This is a genomic window from Gemmatimonadales bacterium (assembly GCA_030697825.1).
Classification (GTDB): domain Bacteria; phylum Gemmatimonadota; class Gemmatimonadetes; order Gemmatimonadales; family JACORV01; genus JACORV01.
Map to the genome: position 1 here is coordinate 13,817 of JAUYOW010000135.1, position 25,568 is coordinate 39,384.

Annotated in this window: 23 protein-coding genes; 10 read left to right on the forward strand and 13 right to left on the reverse strand. The window is 69.0% G+C overall.

From position 1 onward, the window contains the following. Positions 1 to 83: 83 nt before the first annotated feature. Positions 84 to 848 carry an arylesterase gene (locus tag Q8Q85_06905; protein ID MDP3773982.1) on the reverse strand — a complete coding sequence of 255 codons (765 nt, stop codon included), beginning with the start codon at positions 846 to 848 and terminating at the stop codon, positions 84 to 86. Between Q8Q85_06905 and Q8Q85_06910 the strand changes: the two genes are divergently transcribed. Further along, on the forward strand, positions 847 to 1,542 hold the full coding sequence (locus Q8Q85_06910; GenBank protein MDP3773983.1) for an ABC transporter ATP-binding protein: 696 nt from the start codon (positions 847 to 849) through the stop codon (positions 1,540 to 1,542). The two genes, Q8Q85_06905 and Q8Q85_06910, sit on opposite strands and share 2 nt — an antisense overlap. Beyond that, positions 1,539 to 4,112: an ABC transporter permease gene (locus tag Q8Q85_06915; protein ID MDP3773984.1), complete on the forward strand. Its 2,574-nt coding sequence runs from the start codon at positions 1,539 to 1,541 to the stop codon at positions 4,110 to 4,112. Before Q8Q85_06910 ends, Q8Q85_06915 begins: the two co-directional genes overlap by 4 nt. Positions 4,113 to 4,163: 51 nt before the next feature. Here the strand turns inward: Q8Q85_06915 and Q8Q85_06920 are convergent, their stop codons facing one another. The 3 genes from Q8Q85_06920 to Q8Q85_06930 form a co-directional block, all read right to left on the reverse strand. After that, positions 4,164 to 4,643: an NINE protein gene (locus Q8Q85_06920; GenBank protein MDP3773985.1), complete on the reverse strand. Its 480-nt coding sequence runs from the start codon at positions 4,641 to 4,643 to the stop codon at positions 4,164 to 4,166. A gap of 95 nt (positions 4,644 to 4,738) precedes the next feature. Then, the gene (locus Q8Q85_06925) at positions 4,739 to 4,942 is read right to left on the reverse strand and encodes a hypothetical protein (protein ID MDP3773986.1); all 204 of its coding nucleotides are present in this window, start codon (positions 4,940 to 4,942) and stop codon (positions 4,739 to 4,741) included. Positions 4,943 to 5,031: 89 nt separating this feature from the next. Then, positions 5,032 to 7,383 carry a S9 family peptidase gene (locus Q8Q85_06930; protein ID MDP3773987.1) on the reverse strand — a complete coding sequence of 784 codons (2,352 nt, stop codon included), beginning with the start codon at positions 7,381 to 7,383 and terminating at the stop codon, positions 5,032 to 5,034. Positions 7,384 to 7,690: 307 nt separating this feature from the next. Between Q8Q85_06930 and Q8Q85_06935 the strand changes: the two genes are divergently transcribed. The 3 genes from Q8Q85_06935 to Q8Q85_06945 are packed head-to-tail and all read left to right on the forward strand — an operon-like array spanning position 7,691 to position 10,685. Then, positions 7,691 to 8,848, forward strand: a complete 1,158-nt coding sequence (locus tag Q8Q85_06935; protein MDP3773988.1) for a Re/Si-specific NAD(P)(+) transhydrogenase subunit alpha — start codon at positions 7,691 to 7,693, stop codon at positions 8,846 to 8,848. Between the two features lie 20 nt (positions 8,849 to 8,868). After that, complete coding sequence (locus Q8Q85_06940; protein ID MDP3773989.1) at positions 8,869 to 9,282, forward strand: NAD(P) transhydrogenase subunit alpha; 414 nt, start codon at positions 8,869 to 8,871, stop codon at positions 9,280 to 9,282. Beyond that, positions 9,279 to 10,685: an NAD(P)(+) transhydrogenase (Re/Si-specific) subunit beta gene (locus Q8Q85_06945; GenBank protein ID MDP3773990.1), complete on the forward strand. Its 1,407-nt coding sequence runs from the start codon at positions 9,279 to 9,281 to the stop codon at positions 10,683 to 10,685. The genes Q8Q85_06940 and Q8Q85_06945 overlap by 4 nt, the downstream gene beginning before the upstream one ends. A gap of 2 nt (positions 10,686 to 10,687) precedes the next feature. On the opposite strand, the gene Q8Q85_06950 is transcribed toward Q8Q85_06945, so the two are convergent. Genes Q8Q85_06950 through Q8Q85_06965 form a run of 4 tightly spaced genes read right to left on the reverse strand, consistent with a single transcriptional unit; the run spans position 10,688 to position 15,128 of the window. Further along, a complete protein-coding gene (locus tag Q8Q85_06950; GenBank protein MDP3773991.1) occupies positions 10,688 to 11,569 on the reverse strand; it encodes an alpha/beta fold hydrolase in 882 nt (293 codons plus the stop codon). A 14-nt stretch (positions 11,570 to 11,583) separates the two neighbouring features. Next, positions 11,584 to 12,294 (reverse strand): VTT domain-containing protein, encoded by a 711-nt coding sequence (locus Q8Q85_06955; GenBank protein ID MDP3773992.1) that lies wholly within the window; start codon positions 12,292 to 12,294, stop codon positions 11,584 to 11,586. After that, positions 12,291 to 13,169, reverse strand: coding sequence for a hypothetical protein (locus Q8Q85_06960; protein ID MDP3773993.1), 879 nt, complete (start codon positions 13,167 to 13,169; stop codon positions 12,291 to 12,293). The genes Q8Q85_06955 and Q8Q85_06960 overlap by 4 nt, the downstream gene beginning before the upstream one ends. Before the next feature lie 54 nt (positions 13,170 to 13,223). Further along, on the reverse strand, positions 13,224 to 15,128 hold the full coding sequence (locus tag Q8Q85_06965) for an EAL domain-containing protein (GenBank protein MDP3773994.1): 1,905 nt from the start codon (positions 15,126 to 15,128) through the stop codon (positions 13,224 to 13,226). A 252-nt stretch (positions 15,129 to 15,380) separates the two neighbouring features. On the opposite strand from Q8Q85_06965, the gene Q8Q85_06970 reads away from it, so the two are divergent. From Q8Q85_06970 to Q8Q85_06980, 3 genes are read left to right on the forward strand one after another with little or no spacing between them, the layout of a single operon-like run. Next, positions 15,381 to 15,995 (forward strand): hypothetical protein, encoded by a 615-nt coding sequence (locus Q8Q85_06970; protein MDP3773995.1) that lies wholly within the window; start codon positions 15,381 to 15,383, stop codon positions 15,993 to 15,995. After that, a complete protein-coding gene (locus Q8Q85_06975) occupies positions 15,988 to 16,383 on the forward strand; it encodes a transcriptional regulator (protein ID MDP3773996.1) in 396 nt (131 codons plus the stop codon). Before Q8Q85_06970 ends, Q8Q85_06975 begins: the two co-directional genes overlap by 8 nt. A gap of 39 nt (positions 16,384 to 16,422) precedes the next feature. Then, positions 16,423 to 17,160, forward strand: a complete 738-nt coding sequence (locus Q8Q85_06980) for a di-trans,poly-cis-decaprenylcistransferase (protein ID MDP3773997.1) — start codon at positions 16,423 to 16,425, stop codon at positions 17,158 to 17,160. Positions 17,161 to 17,221: 61 nt separating this feature from the next. Here Q8Q85_06980 and Q8Q85_06985 read toward each other — a convergent pair whose 3' ends face one another. The 3 genes from Q8Q85_06985 to Q8Q85_06995 all read right to left on the reverse strand — a co-directional run bounded on the left by Q8Q85_06985 (position 17,222) and on the right by Q8Q85_06995 (position 19,400). Further along, positions 17,222 to 17,464 (reverse strand): type II toxin-antitoxin system Phd/YefM family antitoxin, encoded by a 243-nt coding sequence (locus Q8Q85_06985; protein MDP3773998.1) that lies wholly within the window; start codon positions 17,462 to 17,464, stop codon positions 17,222 to 17,224. Positions 17,465 to 18,039: 575 nt separating this feature from the next. Beyond that, positions 18,040 to 18,333: a hypothetical protein gene (locus Q8Q85_06990; protein MDP3773999.1), complete on the reverse strand. Its 294-nt coding sequence runs from the start codon at positions 18,331 to 18,333 to the stop codon at positions 18,040 to 18,042. 491 nt (positions 18,334 to 18,824) lie between these two features. Further along, positions 18,825 to 19,400, reverse strand: a complete 576-nt coding sequence (locus Q8Q85_06995) for a hypothetical protein (GenBank protein ID MDP3774000.1) — start codon at positions 19,398 to 19,400, stop codon at positions 18,825 to 18,827. A gap of 193 nt (positions 19,401 to 19,593) precedes the next feature. Between Q8Q85_06995 and Q8Q85_07000 the strand changes: the two genes are divergently transcribed. Beyond that, positions 19,594 to 20,487 (forward strand): hypothetical protein, encoded by an 894-nt coding sequence (locus Q8Q85_07000; GenBank protein ID MDP3774001.1) that lies wholly within the window; start codon positions 19,594 to 19,596, stop codon positions 20,485 to 20,487. A gap of 100 nt (positions 20,488 to 20,587) precedes the next feature. Here the strand turns inward: Q8Q85_07000 and Q8Q85_07005 are convergent, their stop codons facing one another. After that, positions 20,588 to 21,889, reverse strand: a complete 1,302-nt coding sequence (locus tag Q8Q85_07005; GenBank protein MDP3774002.1) for an ectonucleotide pyrophosphatase/phosphodiesterase — start codon at positions 21,887 to 21,889, stop codon at positions 20,588 to 20,590. Positions 21,890 to 21,926: 37 nt separating this feature from the next. After that, the gene (locus Q8Q85_07010; protein ID MDP3774003.1) at positions 21,927 to 24,728 is read right to left on the reverse strand and encodes a multifunctional oxoglutarate decarboxylase/oxoglutarate dehydrogenase thiamine pyrophosphate-binding subunit/dihydrolipoyllysine-residue succinyltransferase subunit; all 2,802 of its coding nucleotides are present in this window, start codon (positions 24,726 to 24,728) and stop codon (positions 21,927 to 21,929) included. Between the two features lie 267 nt (positions 24,729 to 24,995). Between Q8Q85_07010 and Q8Q85_07015 the strand changes: the two genes are divergently transcribed. Further along, positions 24,996 to 25,568, forward strand: a complete 573-nt coding sequence (locus Q8Q85_07015; GenBank protein MDP3774004.1) for a nucleoside deaminase — start codon at positions 24,996 to 24,998, stop codon at positions 25,566 to 25,568.

Sequence of the window (25,568 nt, forward strand, 5' to 3'; positions counted from 1 at the left end):
TAGCACCCGACGCGCCAATCCGCTACCTGGACCGCCGGCCCGCAAACGCACCAACGCGCTGGCGCGCTGGCCCGTGCGCTCCATCAAAGGCCCCACAACCCGCCACCCATTCTCCGAATCCTCCTGAGGTTCAAGCTCGTTCTATGTTGAACGGCCATCAACGGCCCCACCACCCGCCACACATTCTCCGCCACGATCCGGTGCCCCGCCGGCGTCGGGTGGATCCCATCGGCCTGATTGAGCGAGTCCACCCCGCCCACCCCTTCGAGCAGGAACGGGATCAGTGGCAAATGCTCGCTCCGCGCGAGGTCCCGGAAGAGCGCACGGAAAGCGGACGCGTACCGAGGGCCGAGGTTCGGGGGTACTTCCATGCCGGCCAGCACTATCGTCATGGTGGAGTCGTAGACGCGGGCCCGCGCGATGATCGCCTCGAGGTTGGCTCGCGTCGAGTCCACGCCCTGCCCCCGGAGCCCGTCGTTGGCGCCCGTCTCGATGACGAGCACCCGGATCGGTCCCTGAAGCAGCCAATCGAGCCGGCGGCGTGCGCCCGCGGACGTCTCCCCCGAAAGGCCGGCGTTGACCACGCGCCAGCCGAGGCCGAGGCTGTCGAGACGGCGCTGGACGACCGCGGGATAGGCGGAGTCGGGATCGACGCCGAGACCGGCGGTGAGGCTCGTCCCGAGGAACAGCAGGATCGGGGCATCGGCGGGCAAGCGCGAGGAGAGACCTCCCGCGCGAGGGACGGCGCCGGGCGTACCGTCCGACGACCCGGGCGCGGGAGCTTGCTCCGACCGCGCGCACGCCGCCAGGAGGAACATCATCGCCGAGGCGTGTATCATTCGGGCCATGCTCATCGCGAACGACCTCACCAAGATCTACCAGAGCGGCGGCCGGCCGCTCACCGTCCTCAAGGAAGTTAGCCTGGCCGTCGAGCCCGGTGGATTCCTCGCGGTCGTGGGGCCTTCGGGGTGCGGCAAGACCACCCTTCTCGGCCTCCTGGCCGGCCTCGACGTGCCGTCCTCGGGAACGGTGCGGCTCGATGGCCAGGACCTCCACGCGCTCGGAGAGGACCAGCGGGCACGATTGCGGGGAGAAAAGGTCGGCTTCGTCTTCCAGACGTTCCAGTTGATACCGACGCTCACGGCCCAGGAGAACGTCCAGGTCCCGATAGAGCTGGGGAGCAGACGCGCCGACGCACCTGCGCGCAGGAACGGCGCTTCCGAGCGGGCGCGCGACTTGCTCGAGCGGGTCGGGCTCGGCGGCCGTGAGCACCACTACCCCGCCCAGCTCTCCGGCGGCGAGCAGCAGCGCGTCGCCATCGCCCGCGCCTTCGCCAACCAGCCCCGCATCCTCTTCGCCGACGAGCCGACCGGCAACCTCGACGCCGCCACCGGCTCGCGGGTCATCGAGCTGCTCGTCGAGTTGAACCGCGAGCGGGGCACCACGCTGGTCCTCGTCACCCACGACGCCGACCTCGCGGCCCGCGCGAAGACCACCCTGCACCTCAGGGACGGCGCGGTCGTGCCAGCCGGGTCGCGGTGAGGAAACTCCGCTTCGTGCTCGCGCTCGCCTGGCGCGAGAGCCGTGCCTCGCGCCGCCGACTCCTCCTCTTCGCCTCCGCCATCTCGCTCGGCGTCGGCGCACTCGTGGCCATCGGCTCGTTCACGGCGAACCTCGAGCGCGGAGTGCGCTCCCAGGCGCGCGAGCTCCTCGGCGCCGACCTCGAGCTGGGCAGCAGCCGGCCGTTCTCGCGGAACCTCGAGGCCGTCCTCGACTCCGTTACCCGCGCCGGCGCGCGCGTCGCGCGCCGATCCAGTTTCTCGTCCATGGCGTACGTGAGGCGCACCGAAGGGATCCGCCTCGTCGACGTCCGAGCGGTGGGCCCGGGCTTCCCGTTCTACGGTGACGTCGTGACGAGCCCCGCGGGCCGCTGGCGCGCGCTCGACACCGCGCGCGTGGCGATCGTGGACACCAGCCTCCTGGTCGCGCTGAACGCGCACGTCGGTGACACGCTCGAGATCGGCAGCGCTCAGTTCCCGATCGCCGGCGTCGTTTCCGAGGTGCCAGGCCATGTCACCGGCGGACTGAACGCCTTCGGCACGCAGGTCTACATCCCCATCCGACACGTCCCCGCCACCCGCCTGATCGTCTTCGGCAGCCGGGTGCGGAACCACGCCCTGATCAAATTCGCCGACCCGCGGGACGTGCGACGCCTGATCATCCGCCATCGCGCGCTCTTCAACCGCGAGCGCGTCGGTGCGCAGACCGCGGACGAAACCCAGTCCGAGATCACGGGCGTCCTCGACAACCTCTCGACCTTTCTACAGTTCGTGGGGCTGATCGCGCTACTCCTGGGCGGCATCGGCGTGGCGAGCGGCGTCGGCGCGTTCGTCGCCGGCAAGATCGATACCGTCGCGACGCTCCGCTGCCTGGGCGCCGGCCGGCCGCTGGTCTTCGCGGTCTACCTCACCCAGGCCGCCGTGCTCGGCCTCATCGCCGCGACCGCGGGGGCCGGCCTCGGGGTCGGTACGCAACTCATGCTCCCGTGGCTGCTCCGGGACCTCCTCCCGGCGAACGTGCGGTTCCGCCTGGAGCCGGACGTCGTACTCGGCGGGATCGGGGTCGGGGTCGCGGTCGCCGTGCTCTTCGCGCTGCGCCCGCTCCTTGAAGTGCGCCTGGTGTCCCCGCTCCAGGCGATCCGCCGTGCCTATGAGACCGCCCCGGTGCGCGCGCGGGATCCATGGCGCCTTGCGGCCCAGGGCTTGGTCGCCATCGGCGTGCTCGCGCTATGCATGTACCGCAACGACGAACCTCGGGTCGGGCTGGGGTTCGCGGTCGCCATCGGGCTCTCCGTGGGGATCCTCGCACTGTCCGCGCGCGGCGCGGTCGCGCTCGCCCGCCGCGTCACCCGCGGGCCGCGGTTCCGCGCCAGCTGGCCATACGTCGTCCGCCAGGGGCTCGCCAACCTCCACCGGCCGCGCAACCAGACCCAAAGCGTCGTGATCGCGCTCGGCTTCGGCGTGGGACTGCTGTCGGCGCTTTACCTGGTGCAGGCCAACCTCATGAGCTTCGTGCGCGCCAGCACCGCCGCGGTGCACGGCCGCCCTAACCTCGTCTTCATCGACATTCAGAACGACCAGGACTCGGGCGTGAGGAGCCTGGTGCGCGACGCCGGCGCCCCGCTGCTCCAGGTCGTGCCCATCGTGCCGATGAAGATCGCGGCGGTCAACGGCCGGTCGAAGGAAGACCTGCTCAAGGACACTTCCCGTGCGGCGCCCCGGTCGTGGACGCTGCGGCGCGAGTACCGCTCGACCTACCGCGACAGCGGTGTGGCATCCGAAAGACTGGTGCGCGGCGCTTGGTGGACCGGCCGCGGCGAGGCCGCGCCGGGAATGCCCTTCCCCGTCTCGCTCTCCACCGACCTCGCCACCGACCTCCACGTCGGCGTCGGCGATGCGATCACTTGGGACGTCAGCGGCGTGACGGTCCAGACCCGGGTGGTGGGGCTGCGGGAGGTGGACTGGGCGCGCTTCGAGACCAACTTCTTCGCGGTCCTGAGCACGGCGGCGCTCGAGCGAGCGCCCCGGTCGTACGTGGTCCTCACGCGGATGGACGACGCTGGGGCGCGGGCCCGGCTCCAGCGTGCCGTCAGCGAGCGGTTCCCCAACGTCACCAGCTACGACGTGGCGCTCCTCCAGCGCACGGTGGAGCGGATCCTGAGCCGCGTCGCCCTCGCGATCCGCTTCATGGCGGTGCTGAGCCTGGGCACCGGCGCGCTGGTGCTGCTGGGCGCCGTCGCCGCGGGACGGCTCGAGCGCATCCGTGAGGGCGCGCTGCTCAAGGCCCTGGGCGCCACTCGCCTCCAGATCGAGCGCATCTTCCTCGCCGAGTACCTGGCGCTCGGGGCCCTGGCCGCACTGGTCGGGATCGGCCTGGCGAGTGGGGGGGGGTGGGCCTTCACGCACTACGTGCTCGAGCTGCGCTTCTCCGTCCCCGCCCCCGCGATGTTCGCGGTCTTCGGAGTCACCACCCTGCTCGTGACGGTCGTGGGGATGACGGCCAGCCGAGAGGTATTCCGGAGGACCGCCATGGAGGTGCTGAGGGATGTCTAGGAACGGGGGTGTAGGGTGTAGGGTGTTGGGTGGTGGCGCGCGCGGGGCAGGCTAGGAGAGCCCCGGGAAGCGGTAGTACAGGTCCCCGTTGTCGTCCGAGTCCGTCTCCACGAAGCCGTTCACCGCCATCTCGTTGAGCTGGCGCTGCACTTCCTTGAAGCCGCGGCCCGTCGCGGCCACCGCCTCGGCGACCGTCAGCTTGCCGCCGTTCTTCTCCGCCGCCGTCACCAGCGACACTTCGAACTCCTCCGTCGTCCGAGGCGCGCGCCGGCCTCCGGCAGGCAACGCCCCCGCCACACCACCGGCCGCCAGCGCCTGCTGGCCAAGACCCTGGATCAGGAGGCGGTTGTTGGCGTCCTCGATCATCCCTGGGATGAGGAACAGGTCGATGAACTGGCCGACGCCGAAGAGTCCGAGCGTGAAGAGGTAAAGGAGCCCGGTGCCGAGCTTCCCCGCGTAGATGCGCTGAAGGCCGCAAACCCCGAGGAAGCTCGCGGCCCAGAGGATGTAGGCGGTGTTCTTGTCCTTCACGTCTGAAAAGATAAGGGTGTGGGGTTTAGAGGGGGTAGGGTGTAGAAAGCACCCGTACCGCCTACACCCTACCCGCTATACCCTACACCCTTCCGTCACGCCTCCGAGCCCTTCTCACTCCACCGCTTGAACAGATGGAAACCCCACCAGATCAGGCCGGCGATGAGCGCGAACTTCAGCGCCCACAACAGGAAGCCGATCAGCACGCCCAGGAGCGGGAAGAACACCAGGCCGGCCAGCTTGATCAGCACCAACCCCACCACGCCCGTGGCGGCAAGCATCGCTATCGGTTTCAACATGAACACGTCTCCGGCTCAGGTTTTCCGCACCCTGTGCGTCGGTGCGTCGGTGCGTCCCCCTACGCAGGAACACCCGGCCGGGTTGCAGGTCACGGGATCATCCCGCCGGCGGCCCCGGCCGGCCCCGGTGGGAGGTGCTCCGCGAGGAAGCGGGTGTACAGGTCGAACCGGTGGAGTGCCGCGCCGTCGCTGGCGATGCCGTGGTTCCGGTTCGGGTAGACCATCAGCTGGAACGGCCGCTGCGCCCGGACTAGCGCGTTCACCATCGTCTCGGTGTTCTGGTAATGGACATTGTCGTCGCCTGAGCCGTGGACGATGAGGAGGCTCCCGCGCAGATTGGACGCGTAGGTGAGCGGCGAGCCGCGGTCGTATCCCACGGAGTTGTCTCTCGGGAGCCCGTTGTAGCGCTCGGTGTAGATCGTGTCGTAGAACTTCCAGTGGGTGACGGGCGCCGCTGAGATCGCGGCACTGTAGACACCGGGGTTTTGGAGGATGCAGTTCAGGGCCATGAACCCGCCGTAGCTGTGCCCGTAGATGCCGATGCGGGTCGAATCGATGAACGACCAACGTCCGATCGCCCTTGCCGCGGCGCCCTGGTCCTCGGTCTCGACCACGCCGAGCTGGCGGTAGATGATCTTGCGCCAGGCGCGGCCGTGCCCGTTGGTGCCGCGGTTGTCCACGCTCGCGACTATGTACCCACGTTGCGCCAGCAACTGGTACCAGAGGTAATTGTTGCCCCCCCAGCTGTCGAGCACGGTCTGCGAGCCCGGTCCGCCGTAGATGCTGATGAACACCGGATAACGCCGCGACGGGTCGAAATCGGGCGGCCGGATGAACCACGCGTCGAGCTCCGTCCCTCCGCCGATGTCCACCGTCCGGAACTCCGACCTGCCGCGCCTCAGGGACGCCACCCGCGCGCGGAGCTGCGCGTTGTCCACCAGCGTCCGCAATACCTGATGGTCCGGAAGCCGCACCAGATCCGTGACGGGTGGCGTGTCGAAGCTCGAAAAGGTGTGGATGGCGAACCGGAAGCCGGGAGCCGCGTTGTACCCGTGCGAGCCGGCCTGCGCGGCGGGAGAGAGCCGCTCCGGCACGCCGCTGCCGTCGAGGCGCGCGCGATAGAGAAACCGCTGCGCGATGTCGTCGGGCGAGGCGATGTAGTAGACCCAGCCGCCCGAATCGTCCACGCCCCGGTATCCGAACACATCGAAAGCGCCGGGCGTGAGGAGCCGGGCCTGCCCCGTTTCGCGCGAGACGAGCCAGAGGTGGTCCCATCCATCGCGCTCGCTCTGCCAGATGAAGTCGCGCCCGTCGTTGACGAAGGTCGGGCTATCGTAGGTCTCCACCCAAGCGCTGTCCTGGTCGGTGAAGATGGTCCGCACCGCGCCGGTCCGCGCGTCGGCCATCATCACGTGCACCGTGTTCTGGAGCCGGTTCAGATGCTGGATCATCAGCTCGGACACAGCGGCCCCGCCCGGGGCGGGCGCCCATTCCATGCGCGCGATGTAGTTGTTGAGCGCGTCTCCGGGGACCTGCATCCAGCGCGTCGCGCCGCCCGCTGCGCTCACCACCCCCACGCGCGCCGCGGAGTTCGTCTCACCGGCCTTGGGGTACTGCACCGGCACGGCGAACGAATAGAGCGAGTCGGTGTCGTTGATGAGGTCGAAGTTTCGCACCCCGGTGATGTCCAGCTGCCAGTACGCGATCCACCGGCCATCCGGGCTCCAGCGCCAGCCGTCGTGGAGCCCCAGCTCTTCCTCATAGACCCAGTCGAAGCTGCCGTTGACCAGGGTAACCGACCCGTCGCGGGTGAGCTGCGTGACGCGGCCGGCCGCGAGGTCCTCGACGTAGAGGTTGTGCTCCCGCACGTAACCCACGCGCCCGCCGTCGGGGGAGAACTTCGCGAACATCAGGGTGGAGGGGCGCGCCGCGGGGCCGCCCAGCTTGCGCAGGCGCCATGAGTCGAGATCCAGCACCCAGTAGTCGCCGCGGTCGTTGGTGCGCCAGACCGGCTGCCCCCTGGTGAACACGAGCAGCCTCCGGCCGTCGCCTGACCAGGCGTAGTCCTCGATCTCGAGCGGCACCGTATCACCGGGCGCGACCAGCCGCGCTGCGGGGACCAGGGTGTCGCGCCCGCCGGTCGCCGCGTCGTACCGGACGATGTCGCGCCCGCGCCGCGTCTCGGCGCCCCGCTCGAGCGTGGTGTACGCGGTGCCACCGGCGAGCCAGCGCGCCGGGCCGAAGGGCGCGCTCCGGAATTCGGCGCCCGCGAAGATCCGGTCGGTGGTGAGCGGCGCGGGGTCTGCCGCGGCGGGTTGCTGCGCCGAGAGCGGCGTGGCAAGCTCCAGCGCGACGGCGACCAGCAGTGCGCCCGCGAGGCGCACCAGCGGCGGGCGGCGGGACCAAACGCCACAGACCGCCACAACGATGCGAGCGTTCATACCAGTGTCTGGACTCCGCTGATCAGGGGAGTGCGCGACGGTGCTCGTCGCCGACCGGCGGCGACCGCGTGACGTCGTAAGATAGCTCGCTCGCGATGCCGGCGCCCCCCGGTCGCCCTGCGCCTCAGGCCGGGCGGCCCGTCCCCCCTCGCGCGCCCGCCGGGCAGCTTGCCTTGCCCGGCGGAACCACGCTGGGTATCATCGCCGGTCGCCTGAGGTTAAGGATTCCTTCAAGGTCGTTTCATGTGCGCTGGAGCTTCGCGGAGCGATTCTTCCTCGCCACATCATCCAGGACCCAGGAGTTCCAGTGCTGATATCGGTTCCCAGGGAGACTGCACTCGGCGAACGCCGCGTGGCGTTGGTTCCGGAGTCGTGCAAGAAGCTGATCCAGGCGGGGTACGCGGTGGCGATCGAATCCGGGGCGGGCGACGGAGCCTACCTGCCGGACAACGCCTACCGTGAGGTGGGGGTTGCGGTAGAAGGCGACCCCGCCGCACTCCTTTCCAAGGCCGATGTCGTGCTGCGGGTGAACGCCCCGCCGGTGGGCGGGGCGCCGGGGGGGGGGCGTAACGAGGTGGAGTGGATGCGGCCGGGCGCGGTACTGCTGGGCTCGCTCATGCCGCTACGCAACCTCGACGTCGTACGCGCCCTCGCGGCGCGCGGGATCACCGCCTTCTCGACCGACGCCATCCCGCGAACCACTCGCGCGCAATCCATGGACACGCTGTCGTCAATGGCCAGCATCGCCGGGTATCGCGGGGTGCTGCTGGCGGCCGCCGAGCTGCCGAAGTACTTCCCCATGCTGATGACGGCGGCCGGCATGGTGCCGCCGGCCAGGGTCTTCGTGGTAGGGGCGGCGGTCGCCGGGCTTCAGGCGATCGCGACCGCCCGGCGGCTCGGGGCCAACGTGACCGGGACCGACGTGCGACCGGAAGTGAAAGAGCAGATCGAGAGTGTCGGCGCGAAGTACGTCGGCATCGATCTCGGCGCAAGCGCGGCCGCCGGCGGCGGCTATGCCAAGGAGCTGACGGACGAGGACAAGGCGCGCCAGCGTGAGTTGCTCAGGGAGCAGTGCGCGGCGGCGGACGTCGTCATCACGACCGCGCTGATCGGTGGCGTCTTCGCGCCCCGGCTGATCACGCGGGACATGGTGCGGGGCATGCGGCCGGGCTCGGTCATCGTGGACCTGGCGGCCGACGGCGGCGGCAACTGTGAGCTGTCACGCCCGGGCGAGACGGTGGTCGAGGACGGCGTGAAGATCCTGGCGCCGCTCAACGTGCCGGCCGCCATGCCGACCCACGCCAGCACGCTATTCTCCCGGAACCTCACCGCCTTCGTACAGGAGTTCACCAGGGAGCAGGCGTTCCAGCTCGACCCGGCGGACGACATCCAGCAGGGAGCCCTGATCACCCACGCGGGCCAGGTGGTGCACGCCCGCACCAAGGAAGCGCTCGCCAAGGTGTGAGCGAAAGGAGAAGCAGCACGATGGCTCGACGCTTCATCCTCCTGCGGCTGCTGCCGCCGTTCGTGACGACGCTGCTGGTCGGCCTGCCGGTGGCGGCGGCTGCCCAGGACGCGGCGACCACCGCGCACCCGGAGCAGGCGTTCGACTACTGGTCCATGGTGTTCGTGTTCCTGCTGGCCACGTTCATCGGGATCGGCGTGATCCGCCGCGTGTCCCGGCTGCTGCATACCCCGCTCATGTCCATCACGAACGCGATCTCGGCGATCGCCGTCGTGGGGTCGATCATCGTCACGGGGTCCGACCACCCGCCGATCATCCGCTTCATGGGCGCGGTCGCGCTGTTCGCGTCCATGACGAACATCGTGAGCGGGTTCCTGATCACCGACCGCATGCTCAAGATGTTCAAGACGCCGCGTGAGGGAGCAGGCAAGTGAACGCGTCCCTCGTACAGCTGACGTACCTCGTCGCGGCCGCGCTGTTCGTCTTCTCGCTTCACTGGATGAACGACCCGAAGACCGCGCGGCGCGCGGTCTACGCCGGCGTGGCGGCGATGGCGCTCGCGGTGCTGGCCACCTGGGGCCAGTCCGTCGTGGTGCATCACGGCTGGATCATCATCGCCATCTTGGCCGGCGTGGCCGTCGGCATTCCGCTGTCCATGGTGCCGCTGACGGCCGTGCCCCAGCGGACGGCCCTGTCGCACGCGTTCGGCGGCCTCGCCGCCGGCCTCGTGGGCACCGCCGAGTACTACCTGTGGTACAGCGAGGGCCCGGAGAACCTCACGACCTTCAAGATGACGGCGATCATCGCCGAGATCATCCTGGGCTTCCTGACCTTCACCGGCAGCCTCATGGCCGCCGGCAAGCTCCAGGAAGTGAAGTGGATCCCGCAGCGCCCGGTGACGTACCGGGGCCAGAACGTCATGAACATCGGGCTGCTGCTGATCGCCGCGGTCATCGGCGTGATGCTGATCGCCGAGCCGACGGCCACCTGGGCGCCCCAGCTGTTCCCCGTGGTGATCGGGATGTCGCTGCTGTTCGGCGTGCTCCTGGTCATCCCCATCGGCGGCGCGGACATGCCGACGGTGATCTCGATCCTCAACGCGTACGCCGGCCTCTCGGCGGTGGCGATGGGGTTCGTGCTCGACAACAAGCTGCTGATCACGGCCGGCGCGCTCGACGGCTCGAGCGGTCTCATCCTGTCGATCATCATGTGCAAGGCGATGAACCGCTCGTTCGTCAACGTGCTGTTCGGCGCGTTCGGCCAGGTGCAGCAGGCTAAACAGCTCGGCGAAGGCAAGGTCTACAAACCGGAAACGATCGAGGGTGCCGCGCAGGTCCTGGAGCAGGCCAACCTGGTCGTCATCATCCCCGGCTACGGGATGGCGGTCGCGCAGGCGCAGCACAAGATCCGGGAGCTGTACGACCAGCTCAAGAAGCGCGGCATCACGGTGAAGTTCGCCATCCACCCGGTGGCCGGACGCATGCCGGGCCACATGAACGTGCTGCTCGCGGAAGCGGACATCCCGTACACGGACCTGTCCGAGATGAGCGACATCAACACCGACATGCCGCAGTGTGACGTGGCGCTGGTGGTCGGCGCGAACGACGTGGTGAACCCGGTGGCACGGTACGACAAGACGAGCCCGATCTACGGCATGCCGATCATCGACGCGGACAAGGCCCGGACGGTCTACGCGATCAAGCGGAGCAAGAACCCGGGCTTCGCCGGCATCGACAACGAGCTGTATTTCTCGGACAAGACCTGGATGCTGTTCGGAGACGCTAAGAAGGTCATCGGCGACCTGGTGAAACAGTTCGGCGACTCAGGCGGCCACTAGCATCACCGCCGCGCCACCGTGGCCACCGTCCCCAACGCCCGCTCCACTGCCGCCGCCACGACATCGGGCCGCTCCTCCTGGAGGTAGTGCCCCGCGCCCGGGACCATTTCGAGCGTGAACCCGACCACCTCGTGCCTGAGGAGAGCAATCTCGCGTTCGCTCACGCGGCCGCCGTGCGGCGCCTCCCCCACCAGCAGGAACACCGGACACCGCACCTCGGCGAGGCGAGGCGCCAGAGCCATCGGCTCGTGCGACCCCGCCATCGCCATGAATGCCAGGAGCGTCGCGCCGAAGTCCGCGGTCGCGCCCTCCGTGTAACGCGCGATGGCCTCGTCGGTCACCCACGCCGGGTCACCCGACGCGCGCACCAGCGACGAACGGACGCGCCCGCGCAGCCCGGCGCTGCCCACCATTCGAATGAGCGGCGCGAAGGACATTGCGCGGCGGAACCCCGGCGTCGCCGCGGTCTCCGACGGCCCTCCGTCGAGCGAGACGACCGCGCGCACCAGCTCGGGGCGGCGCACGGCCATCCGGAACACCATCCCGCCCGCCGTCGAGTGCGCGACCACCACCGCCTCACGCACCCCCAGGATGTCGAGGACCGTGGCGATGCGGTCGGCCTGAGCCGTGAGCGAGTAGTCCGCACCGCGCGGACGCGCGGAGCCTCCTATCGCGAGGGGCTCGATCACGATCGTGCGACGTCCCGACGCCGCGAGCAACGACACCACCTTGCGCCACCCGTATGCCGAGCCGAATAGCCCCGGGACCAGGACGACGGGGGCGCCGTCGCCGTGCGCCGTCACCAGGAGTGTTTCCGCCAGCGCCACCTCCACTCGCTGGATCGGTGCGACACCGAGGGCGACGGCGAGCATGAAGGGCAGCATCGCAGCCTCCTTGCTCAGCTGGTGACGACGCGCCGCGCACGCCGCTTCGAATGCCACCACTTCCAGGTGCCGGCCCCTGCTCCGAACACCACCGACCCCGCCGACAGGCCGAGCAACCAGCCGTCGGGGACGTTCAGGACGGCGCCCAGCGCGGCCGGGATGAAGAGCTTGGGGAGTCGGCCCAGCGTATCAGCCGCCACGTAGCGCGCCGCCGGGTAGCGCGAGACCGCCGCAAGCGTGCGGGTGATCCAGTCGGGGATGGGCGAGACCGCGGCCACCGCGACCGCGAGTGCGGGCCAGCGCTGGAAGAGCCGCATCAGCCGCGAGCCGTTCACCCCCAGGCGCACCCTCCCGAGCGCGCGCAGGTCCATCACGCCGCGCACCAGGTGGAGCGACAGGATCTCGGCGTAGGCGCTCGCGGCCGCCGCCACGAGCGTCACGAGCCACGCGGGATAGAGCCGGCCATAGAGCATCAGGACCGGCTCGAGCCCCGCCGGGATGAAGGCGGAGAGGGGACCACGCATCCACAGCGTCGTCAGCGCCAGCGGTATCAGCGGGGCCGCCTGCGGCACCCACTGTACGATCGGTATCGCCACCAGCCCCACCACGGCAGTGGCACGCAGGGCCGCGTCCCACTCACGGTTCCCAAGACGCTGGGCCAGGATCGCCGGGACCCGCATCGCGGCGACCGGCACGGCCCGGACCGACGACCCGACGGCGGTCACGGGACCTCCGCCCGCGCGATCGAGGCCAGCAGCCCGCCCGGCGCGTCGAAGAGCGCCGCCAGCAGCGTTGCCAGCAGCGCGATCCAGAGGGCGGCGAAGACCGGCACGAACCGGCGCCGCACCCCCAGCATTTCCGGGAAGCGCATCGGCTTGCCGGTGAACTTGCCCGGGGCCTCCAGCGGCGAACCGAACTTCTTGTGCGTCTCGATCGTCGCGATCGTTAGGCCGAGGGCGCCGAAGGCGACGGCGAGATAGCTGGTCGTGAACGACGACAGCACCAGACCGTACGCCGTCGCGAGCGCCGGACTACGGAAGAACTTCAGGAGCTGGAATCCCTCCTTGGGAGCGTCCTTCCACGCGCCGCCGAAGGCCGAGATCCAGCCGCCGATGCTGCCGACCACCAACACCATGCCCAGCGGGAAGACCGCCGTCCCGGCCGGCTCCAGCCACCCCAGCCCCAGGACCACGAGCGCGACCGCCGCGGCGCAGCCGATCCCGGCTGCCGCGCGGACCCGCCGGCTCGATACGACCCTGCCGACCACCGCGAACTGCATAGGGATGAAGTACTTCGACTGGTCCTCTTCGCGGATGAACGTCTTGTGCCACTCGACGAGGGCGCGCTCGAGAACGTAGGCAAGCCCGAAGAGCAGGACGGCGTCCCCAGGCGTGCCGGGATCGAAGCGCATCAGCAACTGGATCAAGACCGCGGACCCTGCGCCGACGATCACGCTCCGGCAGTACTTCCGCGCGCTGAACCCTTCGTACAAGGCGTCCTTGTACATCCCCCAGGTGGCGACATGGAGTCCGCTCGCCGCGCCGATCAGGGCCGCGGGGACCACCCCAAAGCTGGTGGAGGCTGCGAGGAACCATGACATGGACCCACCCCGGTTCGAGTGGGTCCAAGCTTTCAGCGAGGGGTCAAGCCGGAATCAAGAGATGCGCGCGCTCCCGAGCAGGGCGATGGCGGCGTCTCCGGGGATGGGCTCCGAGAAGAGGAATCCCTGGACGTGGGCGCACCCGATCGCGCGGAGCAGCGCGAGCTGCTCCTCGGTCTCGACTCCTTCCGCGATCACGTCGATGCCGAGGTTGCGCGCCAGCGTCACGATCGTCCGGATGATCTCCGAGTTCTCGCCGCGCAGGCCCAGGTTGCTCACGAACGAGCGGTCGATCTTGAGAGTGTCGATCTGGAAGCGGTGGAGGTAGCTGAGGGAGGAGTACCCGGTGCCGAAGTCGTCCATGTGGAGCTGCACGTTGAGCGCGCGGAGGCGAGCCAGCATCGACACCGCCGACTCGGCGTTCTCGACGATGACGCTCTCCGTGATCTCGAGCTGGAGCGTGTGCGCGTCGAGACCGGTCTCCTTCAGGATGAGCGCGATCTGGTCTACCAAGTCCGGCTGGAGCAGCTGCTTGGCGGAGAGGTTGACGCTCATGGCGAGGGGATGCTCAGGGCCGGCCAGCTGCTGCCAGACCTTGATCTGGCGGCATGCCTCGCGGAGCACCCACAGCCCCAGGGGGACTATCATACCGGTCTGCTCCGCCACCGGGATGAACGAGGCCGGTTGCACCAGGCCCCGCTGCGGGTGCTGCCAGCGCGCCAGCGCCTCGAAACCGACGATCTTGCCCGACCTCATCGAGACTATCGGCTGGTAGTGGAGGAGGAACTCGTCGCGCTCGAGCGCTCGCCGGAGGTCCGTCTCCAGCTGCAGCATTGCCACGGCGTGCTTATGCATCTCAACCTGGAAGACCTCGTGGCGCGCCCCGCCCTGCTCCTTGGCGCGGTACATCGCCAGGTCGGCGTCGCGCAGGAAGTCCTCGGGCCGGTCGTAGCCCGCCACCGAGAGCGCGATCCCGATACTGGCGCTCCCGAACACCTCCTGCGTGCCCAGGACGAACGGCTGCTTCAGCTCGTTCTCGATACGGTCGGCCACGCGGATGGCGTCGCCGACGTCGTGGATGTCGTCGAGGAAGAGGGCGAACTCGTCGCCGCCCAGGCGGGCCGCGGTGTCGCCGGGCCGGACGCAACGCTCGAGGCGACGCGCGATCGCCGTCAACAACTGGTCTCCCGTGGAGTAGCCGAGGCTCTCGTTGACCAGCTTGAATCGGTCGATGTCGAGCACCACTACCGCGTAGGCGTAATCCTCCCGCCGTTTCCCGCGGCCGATGGACCGCGCCACCAGGTCGCGGAACAGCGCGCGATTGGCCAGCCCGGTCAGCTCGTCACGGATCGCAAGGTGGAGGAGCTGCTCCTCGGCCGCCTTGCGCTCGGTGATATCGCGGTAGATGCCGTAGACGGCCATCCGCCCCATGGGACCCACGATGGGAGTGCCGAGGATCGAGACGTCCACCAGGCGGCCGTCCTTGCGCTGCCGCACCGTCTCGTAGCTGACGGTCTCGCCTTCGGTCACTCTGCGGGTCAGCGACGCGGCCTCCTCGGCGAGATGCGCCGGCGCGATCAGGTCGTTGATCCGCCGGCCCACGGCCTCCTCCGGCGTGTACCCGAACATCCGCGTGAAGTAGGCGTTCACCCGCTGGACGACGTCGTCGTTGTCGAGGAGGACGATCGCCTCGGGCGCGTTCTCCACCAGTTGGTCGAGGTGCGCCCGCTCCCGCCCCAGCTCCGCCGCGACGCGCCGGTGGTCGCTGATCACCCGCTGCACCACCAGCACCGACGCGAGGACGAGCACGCTGACAGGGAGCGACCACCAGCTCGGCGCCTCGCTCAGGGTGTGCGCAAGCAGGAGGAGGACGAGCGCGCCCAGGATCCCGATTCGCCAGTCGCGAAGCCGCAATACCAGCAGCACGCACCGCAAAAGGGCGACCAGCCCGATTGCCACGGCTACCAATTGGAGGACGTTCAAGGGAGGCGGGCGCGCCCGGGTGGACGCACCCGCCGCGGCAGCGCGGAGGACGACCGTCTCGACCTTCGACCGCGAAGTTCGCTCATTGTCCGGTCGGCTCGTGGGGGGTGCGCCGGTATGCGGGCGCATCGCCAAGCTATGAAAGCCGCCACCGGAGTCAAGAGTCGGCGCCGGACTTTGTAATGCAAAGTACTTGACGACATCCTCAGCGCTCGCTACGTTGGGGCCATGGCAACCGCTCCGGCCCACCGGCCCGATGCGCTCGAATCACCCGCGCTCTCCGAGCGCGCGATGGACAACCTCCGCTACATCCGCGGCACCATGGAGCAGGCCAGCGTCTTCACCGCGGTCCCGGGATGGGGCGGTGTGGTCATGGGGGTCACGGCCCTGGGGGCCGCGGCGATCGCCTCGCGGCAGGCCAGTGACCGCGCCTGGCTCAGCACCTGGCTCGCGGAAGCGGTGCTCGCTTGCGCCATCGCGGGGTGGGCTCTGGCGCGGAAGTCGCGCGCGGTGGACTCTCCCCTGCTCTCCGGGCCGGGACGGAAGTTCGCGCTGGCGTTCGCGCCGCCGGTCGTCGTCGGCGCACTGCTCACCGCCTCGCTGGCGCGGCATGGGCTCTTCCCTGCCATGCCGGGAGTCTGGCTCCTCTGCTACGGCGCGGGCGTGGTGACCGGCGGCGCCTTCTCGGTGCGCGTGGTGCCGGTGATGGGGCTCTGCTTCATGCTGCTGGGCGCCCTCGCGCTGTTCGTGCCCACCGCCTGGCGCGACGCGCCGATGGCCCTGGGCTTCGGCGTCCTCCAGATCGCGTTTGGCCTCGTCATCGCGCGGAGGCACGGTGGCTAGGGGCAGCGCGGTGCCAAGCGACCGGAACTCCCGCTCCCGGCCCCCCGAGGGCGCGGTCCTCAAGGCGGAGCGGGGCCGGGCCGCCCAGCAGGCGTCGCAGGGGCTCGACCGGCTCATCCACGAGCGCATGCGCCTCGGCATCGTGAGCGCGCTCGCCGTGAACGAATCGCTGAGCTTCAACGACCTCAAGCGCCTCATGAAGACCACCGACGGCAACCTCAGCGTGCACGCGCGCAAGCTGGAAGACGCGCTGTACATCAGCTGCACGAAGCGGTTCGACGGGCGGCTCCCCAAGACCGAGTACCGTCTCACGGCGGCTGGACGCCGTGCCCTCGAGCGCTACCTCGACCACATGGAGGCGCTGATCCGCGCCACCCGCGAAGGCTGAGCGTAATCGGCCACCGCTCTTTTTTTGAGGAGTAGCTTTGTGACACAAAGCGCTTTACACGTCGCCATCATCATGGATGGCAACGGCCGCTGGGCCACCCATCGCGGCCGCCCGCGCGCCCTCGGCCATCACGCCGGGGCGAAGGCGGTGCGGCGGATCGTGGAGGCCGCGCCGGACCTCGGGATCACCACGCTCACGCTGTACGCGTTCTCCGGCGACAATTGGAGCCGACCGCCCGGCGAAGTCACCGCCCTGATGCTGCTCTTCCTCAAGTACCTGAGGTCGGAGACGGCTACGTTCGTCGCCAACGGCATCCGCCTCTCCGTCATCGGCCGGCGCGACCGCATCCCGCCCGAAGTGCGCCGGGCGATCAGCGCGACGGAAGCGGCGACCGCGGCGGGGCGCGCGCTGCACCTGCGCATCGCCATCGACTACTCCGCGCGCGACGCGATCATCGGCGCGACGGCCCGCGCCGTGGAGGAGGCCCGCGCCGGCAACGGCGCTGGAACTCCCCCGCTCACCCGCGAGTCGTTCGCGCGATTACTGGGAGACGCGACGCACGCCTTCGAGCCCGCGGCGGACGTGGACCTCCTGATCCGCACCGGCGCCGAGCAGCGGCTCAGCGACTTCCTGCTGTGGGAGTGCGCCTACGCGGAGCTGACGTTCAGCAGGAAGATGTGGCCCGACTACACGGCCGCGGACCTCGCCGCCGCGCTCGATGAGTTCAGCGGGCGCGAGCGTCGCTTCGGCGGGATAGGGAGGTTCGCGGCGGGATGATGAGCGACCATGTCGCCGCCGGCCCGAACCACAGCGCTCGCACGTGTTAGGCTACCCCATTTCACGCGAGGTCAGCCAGACGGACACCGCGGCCGCGCCGCAGCGCCTCTCGTGCCCCAGCGACCTGCTCGAGGAACTCGGGATGGTGTTCCAAGCGGTACTCGAACCAGGCCTCCTCGGTGTCGAATCCGATCAGCACGCCAGCCGGGCGCCCGTGCTTCGTAATCACGATCTCCTCTCCTGCCGCCTGTCGCAGATACCGAGAGAAATCGTCCTTAACTCGCGCCAGCGCCACCTTCTTCATCGGGCGTTCCCTCCTCTTTTAGCCAGGTCTCCGCCTGCGCCTTCGTCACGATGGCGAGAACCTCGACCCGCTTCTCCCCGACGTCGTAAAACACTCGTATATCCCCGACGCGCAATCGAAACTGCGGCTGCGCCAGTCCGCGGAGGCGCTTGATGCGACTCTTGCTAACGCGCGTGGGCTGGTGGGACAAGTGCCGGTCCATGGCATCCCGCACGACCGCCCGCAGGTTGGCCTTGAGCGCTCGGTACTGAGCCACCGCAGTTGGGGCGAGGATGACCTCGTACGCCATTCTGGCCAGAAGATAGCTACACTAGGATGGCCGGGCAAGGGGAGCCGGCGAACGGGGCAGCCTAACGAACAGGGTTTAGCTGCGGGCCGGCGCGTTGGCCGCGCTGGCCCCGCGTTACGCCGCCACAGCTCGCGAACCCAACATGCCAGCGCGGCCAGCCGGCCTCGTCAGCTACAACCCGAGCCTGTGCGAAAACACCGTTCTGAGCACCCCTAAGTTGTTGATTTACAACGCTGCCACTGCTGCCAAAGTGGCGTTTTCACACAGGCTCACCCGTAGTTAGGCGTTACAGGCGACTCTGCCACTCGCGCGGATCCCGACGCGCATGCAGAACTGCTAGAATCGCAATGCGCCCCGGTGTCGGCACGTAGTAGACGGAGAACGGAAAGCGGCGCAACCTTGCGCGGCGTGCATCTGGGGCGACCAGTTGATAGCCCTGAGGCATGCGTTGAATGAGGCCGAAGCAGACATCGACAGCACGCAAGAACTCGGTGCCTAGCCCCGCAGCGCGGGTTTCGTACCACTCGGCAGCGAGCAGCATGTCCGTTTCGGCCGCTGCCCGGATCAGAAGGGTGGGCATTTACCTGATGAGCTTGTACAGCCGCTCGCGTACCTGTTCCCAAGGAATGCCTGCTTCAGGGTGAGCGCGGTAGTCTGCCAGTCGCCGCTCGAGCTCTTGGAGATGCCACTCGGGGACTGGGATTTGCTCGTCGTCGATGCTATCCCAGAGATCCTCCACGAGCTGGAGGCGCTCCGGGACAGACAGGTGGCTGAAATCCATGAGTTTGGGTGCCATGGGCTCAATCTGGTGGGCGGACTGCCGGCTGGCAAGTGACGCAGATCCGAGACCGCATGGCCGGGACCATGTCCGTTCGGGTGGCTTCCTCTGTGACGCCTAACTTGTAGTTTACCCTACTTGTCTTCCAGTCCGGGGCGACGTTCGCGTGATAGCTCGGCCTACGCCGTGCTTATGCGACAAACCGGCGTATAACTCGGCCCGCAACAATACGACGCCCCGCCCCAACCCGCCAGCCGGCCGGCCAGCGGCGACGCACTAGAACCAGGACCGGGCTATGCCCTCGGCCAGAGCCAGCCGAAGCACCCTGCCGTCAGCAGCCCGTAAGCCACGCCGTCCACGGCGCCGAGCCAGAAGCTCCTCCACGGCCGCCCGAACCAGATCGACTCCGGCACCGTCCCGAAGACATAGGACATGACCGCCACCGTGCCGATCACCCGAAATACCGCGAGGTAGTCGGCCCCGCTGTCCAGCCCGGAGTGCCGCGCCACGTATGCGACGAAGATCGAGACGATGAGGAAGAAGACGAACTGCTGGCCCATCATCTTGCCCATGTTCATCGGTCCCCTGGGCCAGATCGTCACCGTCCCGGACGGCCCTTCCGCCCACCGCTTCATGGCCTCAGGCGACCGGCGCTCCTTGGGATCCTCGACCCACGGGATCATGTACTGACCGGCCGCCGGGGCGCTCTTCTTGAGCGCATCCATCACGCCGTCCTGTCCCGGGAGCCCCAACCATTCGCTCTTGTGGTGCGGCATCACGGTCCAGGCCAGCGCCGAGGCAACGAACGCCAGGAACGCCGACAACAGGATGGGTGCCCACAGGACGCCGATGAACCCGACGTACGTCATTGGAAGCCTCCGGATTGGGTGCGGGACCGGCCAAGCTTGATGCCAGGCCCGGGAAGCGTCAAGGCTGACGTGACACTGGTCACACCCTTAACGCCCCGGCCTGGGTACGGTCTAATCGCTCGGAGTCATCACTCGGGCACATTTCGAAAGGGGTTCACGTATGGGCAGGAGACTGGCGTTTCCGTTCCTGGGCATGGCGTTGGCACTCTGGGCCTGCAGCGACAACACGGGTCCGGGGAGCACCACCTCTCAGGAACAGCTGGAGGTCCAGGCGGCGATGGACGCATCCGGCCTGGCCGACGAGGACTTCGGCGAGTTGGGCGCCGTGGCGGACTTCTCGGTCTCGGCGTTCAACCTCGGCCTCGACCTCTCGCCCGCGACGGACACGGTTCGCGCACCCCGCTTCTGGGGCCGTCGCCGTGGGCGGCCGGTCCGAGTGGTCCGCGACGTGGTCGTCACCGGCGACACGGCCCGCGCCACCATCAGCCGCAGCTTCCAGGGCACCTTCTTCCTCCGCCTGGGGGCCGACAGCACGGCGGCGGCTACTACCAAGCCGCTGAACGAGACGTTGGTCCAGCGCGCGGTCCTGGTGAGAGTGCCGAGGGATTCAGTTGTGGCAGGCGACTCCCTCAAGTGGCAGCTGGTCGCCCTGTCGCCGCAGGAGTACCGTGCGACGAGCGAAGTGGACCGAACCGTGCGCATCACCCGAGTGACGGTGTCGGTGAACGGCCAGGTGAAGATCGACATCACCGACCCGCAGGCGCTCTACCGGGTGAACAACCAGGTCCCCCGGCTCGCGCTGGGCGACACGGTGCGGGTGGCCGCCGAGGTCACGAACACGACGGGCGGCGACAACTTCCCGGCGACGTTCGTCTACCTGCACATCGACCGTGCGGACTCGACGCAGCGGTGGCGGCGCGAGCGGATGCTGCCCACACCGAACGGCGCTTTCGTCAGGACGTGGGTGGTAAGGTTGGGTGGCCGCGCCCGCTTCGCGGTTGACGCGCTCGATGCGGGGACGTTCACCACAGCGACCAGTGATGACTATCGGGCTAACATCTGGGCTGTACCATTCAGGATCGAGTGATGAGTGATGGGTGAGGAGTGATGCGTGATGAGTGATGGGGCACGATGCGCATTCCCCATCACTCATCACCTCTCACATATCACCCATCACCCATCACGCCTCACCTTCTCAACATCACTCTCACCGAATCCAGACTCCCATCATTCGGCGCCGGGCGAAGCCCGAGCACCGCACAAATCAGCTCATAGACGTGGACGTTCTGGAACGGCTCGACGACGAGCCCGCGCTGGAACGCCGGGCCTGCCGCGATGAAGATGGCGCGCATGGCCGGGTCGGCGTTGTCGTAACCGTGAGATCCGCCCTGGAGCCGCCGGCGGTTGCGGGCGTACCAATCCCGGGTCGTGAAGGTCCAGCCGTCCTCCGCCACACCCACCACGTCGGTGATCCGGGGGTTGTCCCGGTAGTGCCACCGTGCGGGCGTTTCGGCGCGACGGTAGAACCGGACGTGCGGCCCGGCGTTGGCCAGCGCGCGGGCCAGCGGTTCCGCGGGGGCGGTCCGGGACCTGAGTGACACGAAGGGACCGAGACTGACCTGGTCCACGGCGGCCGGATCGAAAGAGTCGTCGAGGAACACCACGCGCTCCGGGCTGGTCTGGGCCATTCCGTGGTCGGACACCACGATCAGGTTGACCATGTCGCTCAGCCCGCGGGCCTCCAATCCGCTCACCAGGAGCCCGACGAGACTGTCCACCGTGCGCACGGCCCTCAGCGTTTCCGGTGACTCCGGGCCGTTCTCGTGACCGAAGTGGTCCACCTCGCTGAAGTAGAGCGTGAGGAATGCGGGCCTCTGAAAGTCGGGGAGATCGAGCCAGCGCAGCACTTCGGCGACGCGCTCCCCTCCCGGTACCCGCCCGTCGAACTTCTTCCAGTAAGTGGGACGCAGGCCCGCGATCTCCACGTCGCTGCCCGGCCAGAAGTAGGCCGCACTCCGCCTCCCTTGCCGGGTGGCGGTGTTCCACAGCGGCTCGCCGCCCCACCAGCGGGTCTGCCACGCGCTCGAGGAGTCCGAGTACAGGAACCGGGCGCCGTCGGCCGGATCCACCATGCGGTTCCCGACGATGCCGTGATGCTCGGGGTAGAGCCCGGTGACCATGGAGTAGTGGTTGGGGAACGTGACCGTCGGGACGACCGGCACCATCCAGCGTGCGCGCACTCCGCGCGCCATCAGCCGATCGAGGTTTGGCGTCGGCGTGCGGCCGAAGTAGTCCCAGCGGAAACCGTCGAGCGAGATCAGGATGACGGTGGGCGCGAGCCGCTCACCCTGCGCCGCGCGCGTCTGGCGCGGGCCGGCGCAGGCGACCACAGTGCCCACCAGTATCGCGATCGCGATCCACGTCCGTTTGACACGGTCCCGCCCCAGACCCACGTTGGCCCCCTTCGGCGACCCCAACGATGATATCATCCGCGATGCGCTGCGGCCGATGTGACGTGAGCCTCTCTTACCCTCCGTACGCCTCCTTCACGATCCTCGCCTGCTCCGCCTGGTGCGCCGCCGGATAGCCTTCCGCGGTGCTGGCGCGCTCGGGCCGCGACACCTCTTTCAGGGTCACGGTCCCCGGCACCAAGTCGCGCACCTTGGGCACCAGGAACTTCCGCGCGCCCATGTTGCGCGGCTCTTCCTGCACCCAGACGATGTCCCTGAGGTTCGGATACCGGCCGAATAGCTCGGCGAGCTCGACGAGGGGCAAGGGGTAGAGCTGCTCCACCCGGCCCACCGCGACGTGCGGGCTCTGCGCGCGCGCCGGCGAGCCTGCGAGGTCGTAGTAGACCTTGCCGCTGCACAGCAGCAACCGCGTGACGGTCTCGCGCCGTCCCGCCGCCTCAGCGTCGTCGAGCACGGGGCGGAAGCGGCCGGCCGCCAGCTCCTCGAGCCGTGACGTCGCCGCCGGAAGCCTGAGCAGGCTCTTCGGCGTGAAGATCACCAGCGGACGCATCTCCAGGTGGCGCGCCTGCCGGCGGAGCAGATGGAAGTACTGCGCCGGCGTAGTGCAGTTGGCGACCCGGATGTTGCCTTCCGCGCCCAGCGCGACGAACCGCTCGACCCGGGCACTCGAGTGCTCGGGCCCCTGACCTTCGTAGCCGTGCGGCAGCAACAGCGTGAGCCGCGACGTCATCCCCCATTTCGCCAGGCCGCCGAAAATGAACTGGTCCACGATCACCTCGGCGCCGTTGACGAAATCGCCGAACTGCGCCTCCCACAGCACCAGTGCCTCGGGCGCCGCGACGGCGTAACCGTACTCGAAGCCGAGGCACGCGTACTCCGACAGCGGGCTGTTGTGCAGTTCCAGGGCGGCCTTCGCGCCGGGCAGGTGCTGGATCGGCGCCCAGCGCAGCCCGGTTCTCGTGTCGTGCAGCACGAGGTGGCGCTGGCTGAACGTGCCTCGCTCCGTGTCCTGGCCCGTGAACCTGACCGGAATCCCTTCGACCAGGAGCGACGCGATCGCCAGAGATTCGGAGTGGGCCCATTCGATCCCGCCGTCCGCTCCGATCGTCTCGCGGCGCCGCTCCAGCTGCTTCTGGAGCTTGGGACTGACCGAAAACCCGTCGGGGACGGCGAGGAGCTGATCGTTGAGCATCCGCAGTACGTCTTCCGCGACGGCCGTTTCCGGTTCGAGCAGCGAGGGACGCCGCAACGGCGGCTCGGTGTCACGCGCCTCGTTGGCGAGCCGCGACTTGACCACCTGCTGGATGCCGGCGAGGCGGCCGTACGCGGCCTCGGACTCGGCGTCTCCACGCGCAGCGGCGATCACTCCCTCGCGCACCAGCTGATCCGCGTAGAGCTGTCGAACGGTCGGGTGGCGGCGGATGCGCTCGTACATGACCGGCTGCGTGTACGCCGGCTCGTCGCCCTCGTTGTGGCCGTGGCGCCGGTAGCCGATGACGTCGATCACGACGTCGCCGCGGAACTGTTCGCGGTACAGGTGGGCCAGGCGCACGGCGGCGAGACAGGCCTCGGGGTCGTCGGCGTTGACGTGGACGATGGGCGCGTCGAACCCCTTCGCGAGGTCGCTCGAGTAGTCCGTCGAGCGCGCCTCCGACGGATCGGTGGTGAAGCCCACCTGGTTGTTGGTGAGAAGGTGGATCGTGCCGCCGGTCGTGTAGCCGCGCAGCCGCGCCAGGTTGAACGTCTCGGCGACCACCCCCTGCCCCGCGAACGCGGCGTCGCCGTGAAGGAGCACGGGCACCGCGACGGACGGGTCGTGCTCCGCCCCGGGCGCGGCACGGCGGGTCTGCTCCGCGCGAGCCCGCCCCTCGACGACCGGGTTCACCGCCTCAAGGTGGCTCGGGTTCGGCACCAGGGTCACGGTCACGTTCCGGCCCGACGCGGTGGCGTACGTGCCCTCCGCGCCGTGATGGTACTTCACGTCCCCCGTTCCGCCCTCGGGCGTCAGCTCGTTTCCGTGCCCGCCCTCGAACTCCGCGAAGATCGTCTCATAAGGAAGGTTGACGACGTGCGCGAGGACGTTGAGCCGGCCGCGGTGGGCCATCCCGATCACGACGTCGCGCGCGCCCGCTTCGCCCGCCAGCTCGATCAGCAGGTCGAGCATCGGCACGGTCACGTCGAGCCCCTCGATGGAGAACCGCTTCTGGCCGAGATAGGCCTGGTGGAGGAACCGCTCGAGCGTTTCCACCGCCGTGAGCCGGCCGAGGAGCCGCCGCTTCTCGTCGGGCGCGAGCGGCGTGCGATGCGCGCCGGTCTCGATGGTGCGCCGCAGCCACCCGCGCTCCTCATGACTCGCGATGTGCTCGATCTCGTAGGCGATGGTGCCGCAGTAGGTGGCCTGCATAGCGGGGTACGCGTCGGCGAGCGTCCGCGCGCCAGGGATGTAGACGCGCAGCACGTCGGCCGGGATGCGCGCCATGACCTCCGGCGTGAGGCCGAGCGGCTCGGGATCGAGCGCCGGGTCGCCACGGGGCTCGGCTCCGAGCGGGTCGAGGCGCGCCGCGCTGTGGCCGTGGATGCGGTGCGCCCGGATCAGGGCGAAGGCAGCCGCCGCATGGCCGAGGTCGTCGGGAGATGCCGGGAGCCGGGAGGCGGGAGCCGGACCTTCCGGTGCCACTCCCAGCGACGCGTCGGGCGCGGGCGATGCGGCGACCGGGGCGAGGGGCTCGAGCCCGCTGGTCCCGTTCTCGAACAGCTGCCGCCACGCCTCATCAACCGAAGCGGGATCGCGCAGGTACTGCTCGTACATCGCCTGTGCGTAGCCCGCGTTCATCGTGCGGAAAACGTCGGAAAACACGGTGGGATCTCTTTCGTTGTCGGAGCGTTGGGCTGAAAGATACAGGGTCGGTGCGCCCTACGCGTCCCCGCCGGCGGCCGGCGGCGCCGGGCTCGCGGCTGGCGCCGCCAGACCGCCGCGGCTAGTCTCTCTGGCGTCCAGCGCGGAGGCGTCCGTCTTGCAGCAGGTCAAGGGAACCGTCCTCAAGTCGCGGCTCGCGTTCGGCGAGGAGGAATGCCGCCGCGGGCGCACCGGTGTGCCGGTATCGGGGCTCGGGGGCGTGATGTGGTGACGGGCCCCGACCCGATCCGCATCGACTACCCCGCGTGGGTGGACGACGTCGTGGAGTGGGACCGGCGCTACGCGACCGACCAGGAAAAGATGCGCCTCGCCGTCGCCCTCGCGCGCGAGAACGTCGTGCGCGACACGGGCGGCCCCTTCGGCGCGGCGATATTCGAGCGCGACACCGGACGTCTCGTCGCCGTCGGCATGAACAGTGTGGTGCGCCTCAACAACTGCACCCTGCACGGCGAGATGGTCGCCTTCATGATGGCGCAGCGGCGCCTGGGCTCGTTCACGCTCGGGGCGCCCGGAATGCCGGCCCATGAGCTGGTCACCTCGTGCGAGCCGTGCGCCATGTGCCTCGGCGCGACGCTGTGGAGCGGAGTCAAGCGGATGGTGTGCGGCGCGGCGCGGGAAGACGCCACTCGGCTCAACTTCGAGGAAGGACCCGTCTTTCCCGAATCGTACCGTTACCTGGAAGATCGCGGCATCACGATCGTGCACGGCGTGTGTCGCGACGAGGCGCGCGAGGTGATAGAGCTTTACCGCCGGCGAAGCGGGAAGATCTACAACGCTTGA

Excerpts from the sequence above, each read along its gene's own strand:
- Q8Q85_06910 (MDP3773983.1), top strand. The coding sequence starts at position 847 with ATGCTCATCGCGAACGACCTCACCAAGATCTACCAGAGCGGCGGCCGG.
- Q8Q85_07005 (MDP3774002.1), bottom strand. The coding sequence starts at position 21,889 with ATGATATCATCGTTGGGGTCGCCGAAGGGGGCCAACGTGGGTCTGGGG.
- Q8Q85_06970 (MDP3773995.1), top strand. The coding sequence starts at position 15,381 with ATGGCAACCGCTCCGGCCCACCGGCCCGATGCGCTCGAATCACCCGCG.
- Q8Q85_06995 (MDP3774000.1), bottom strand. The coding sequence starts at position 19,400 with ATGACGTACGTCGGGTTCATCGGCGTCCTGTGGGCACCCATCCTGTTG.
- Q8Q85_07000 (MDP3774001.1), top strand. The coding sequence starts at position 19,594 with ATGGCGTTGGCACTCTGGGCCTGCAGCGACAACACGGGTCCGGGGAGC.
- Q8Q85_06960 (MDP3773993.1), bottom strand. The coding sequence starts at position 13,169 with ATGTCATGGTTCCTCGCAGCCTCCACCAGCTTTGGGGTGGTCCCCGCG.
- Q8Q85_06985 (MDP3773998.1), bottom strand. The coding sequence starts at position 17,464 with ATGAAGAAGGTGGCGCTGGCGCGAGTTAAGGACGATTTCTCTCGGTAT.
- Q8Q85_06930 (MDP3773987.1), bottom strand. The coding sequence starts at position 7,383 with ATGAACGCTCGCATCGTTGTGGCGGTCTGTGGCGTTTGGTCCCGCCGC.
- Q8Q85_06940 (MDP3773989.1), top strand. The coding sequence starts at position 8,869 with ATGGCTCGACGCTTCATCCTCCTGCGGCTGCTGCCGCCGTTCGTGACG.
- Q8Q85_06905 (MDP3773982.1), bottom strand. The coding sequence starts at position 848 with ATGGCCCGAATGATACACGCCTCGGCGATGATGTTCCTCCTGGCGGCG.
- Q8Q85_06950 (MDP3773991.1), bottom strand. The coding sequence starts at position 11,569 with ATGCTGCCCTTCATGCTCGCCGTCGCCCTCGGTGTCGCACCGATCCAG.
- Q8Q85_06925 (MDP3773986.1), bottom strand. The coding sequence starts at position 4,942 with ATGTTGAAACCGATAGCGATGCTTGCCGCCACGGGCGTGGTGGGGTTG.
- Q8Q85_06990 (MDP3773999.1), bottom strand. The coding sequence starts at position 18,333 with ATGCCCACCCTTCTGATCCGGGCAGCGGCCGAAACGGACATGCTGCTC.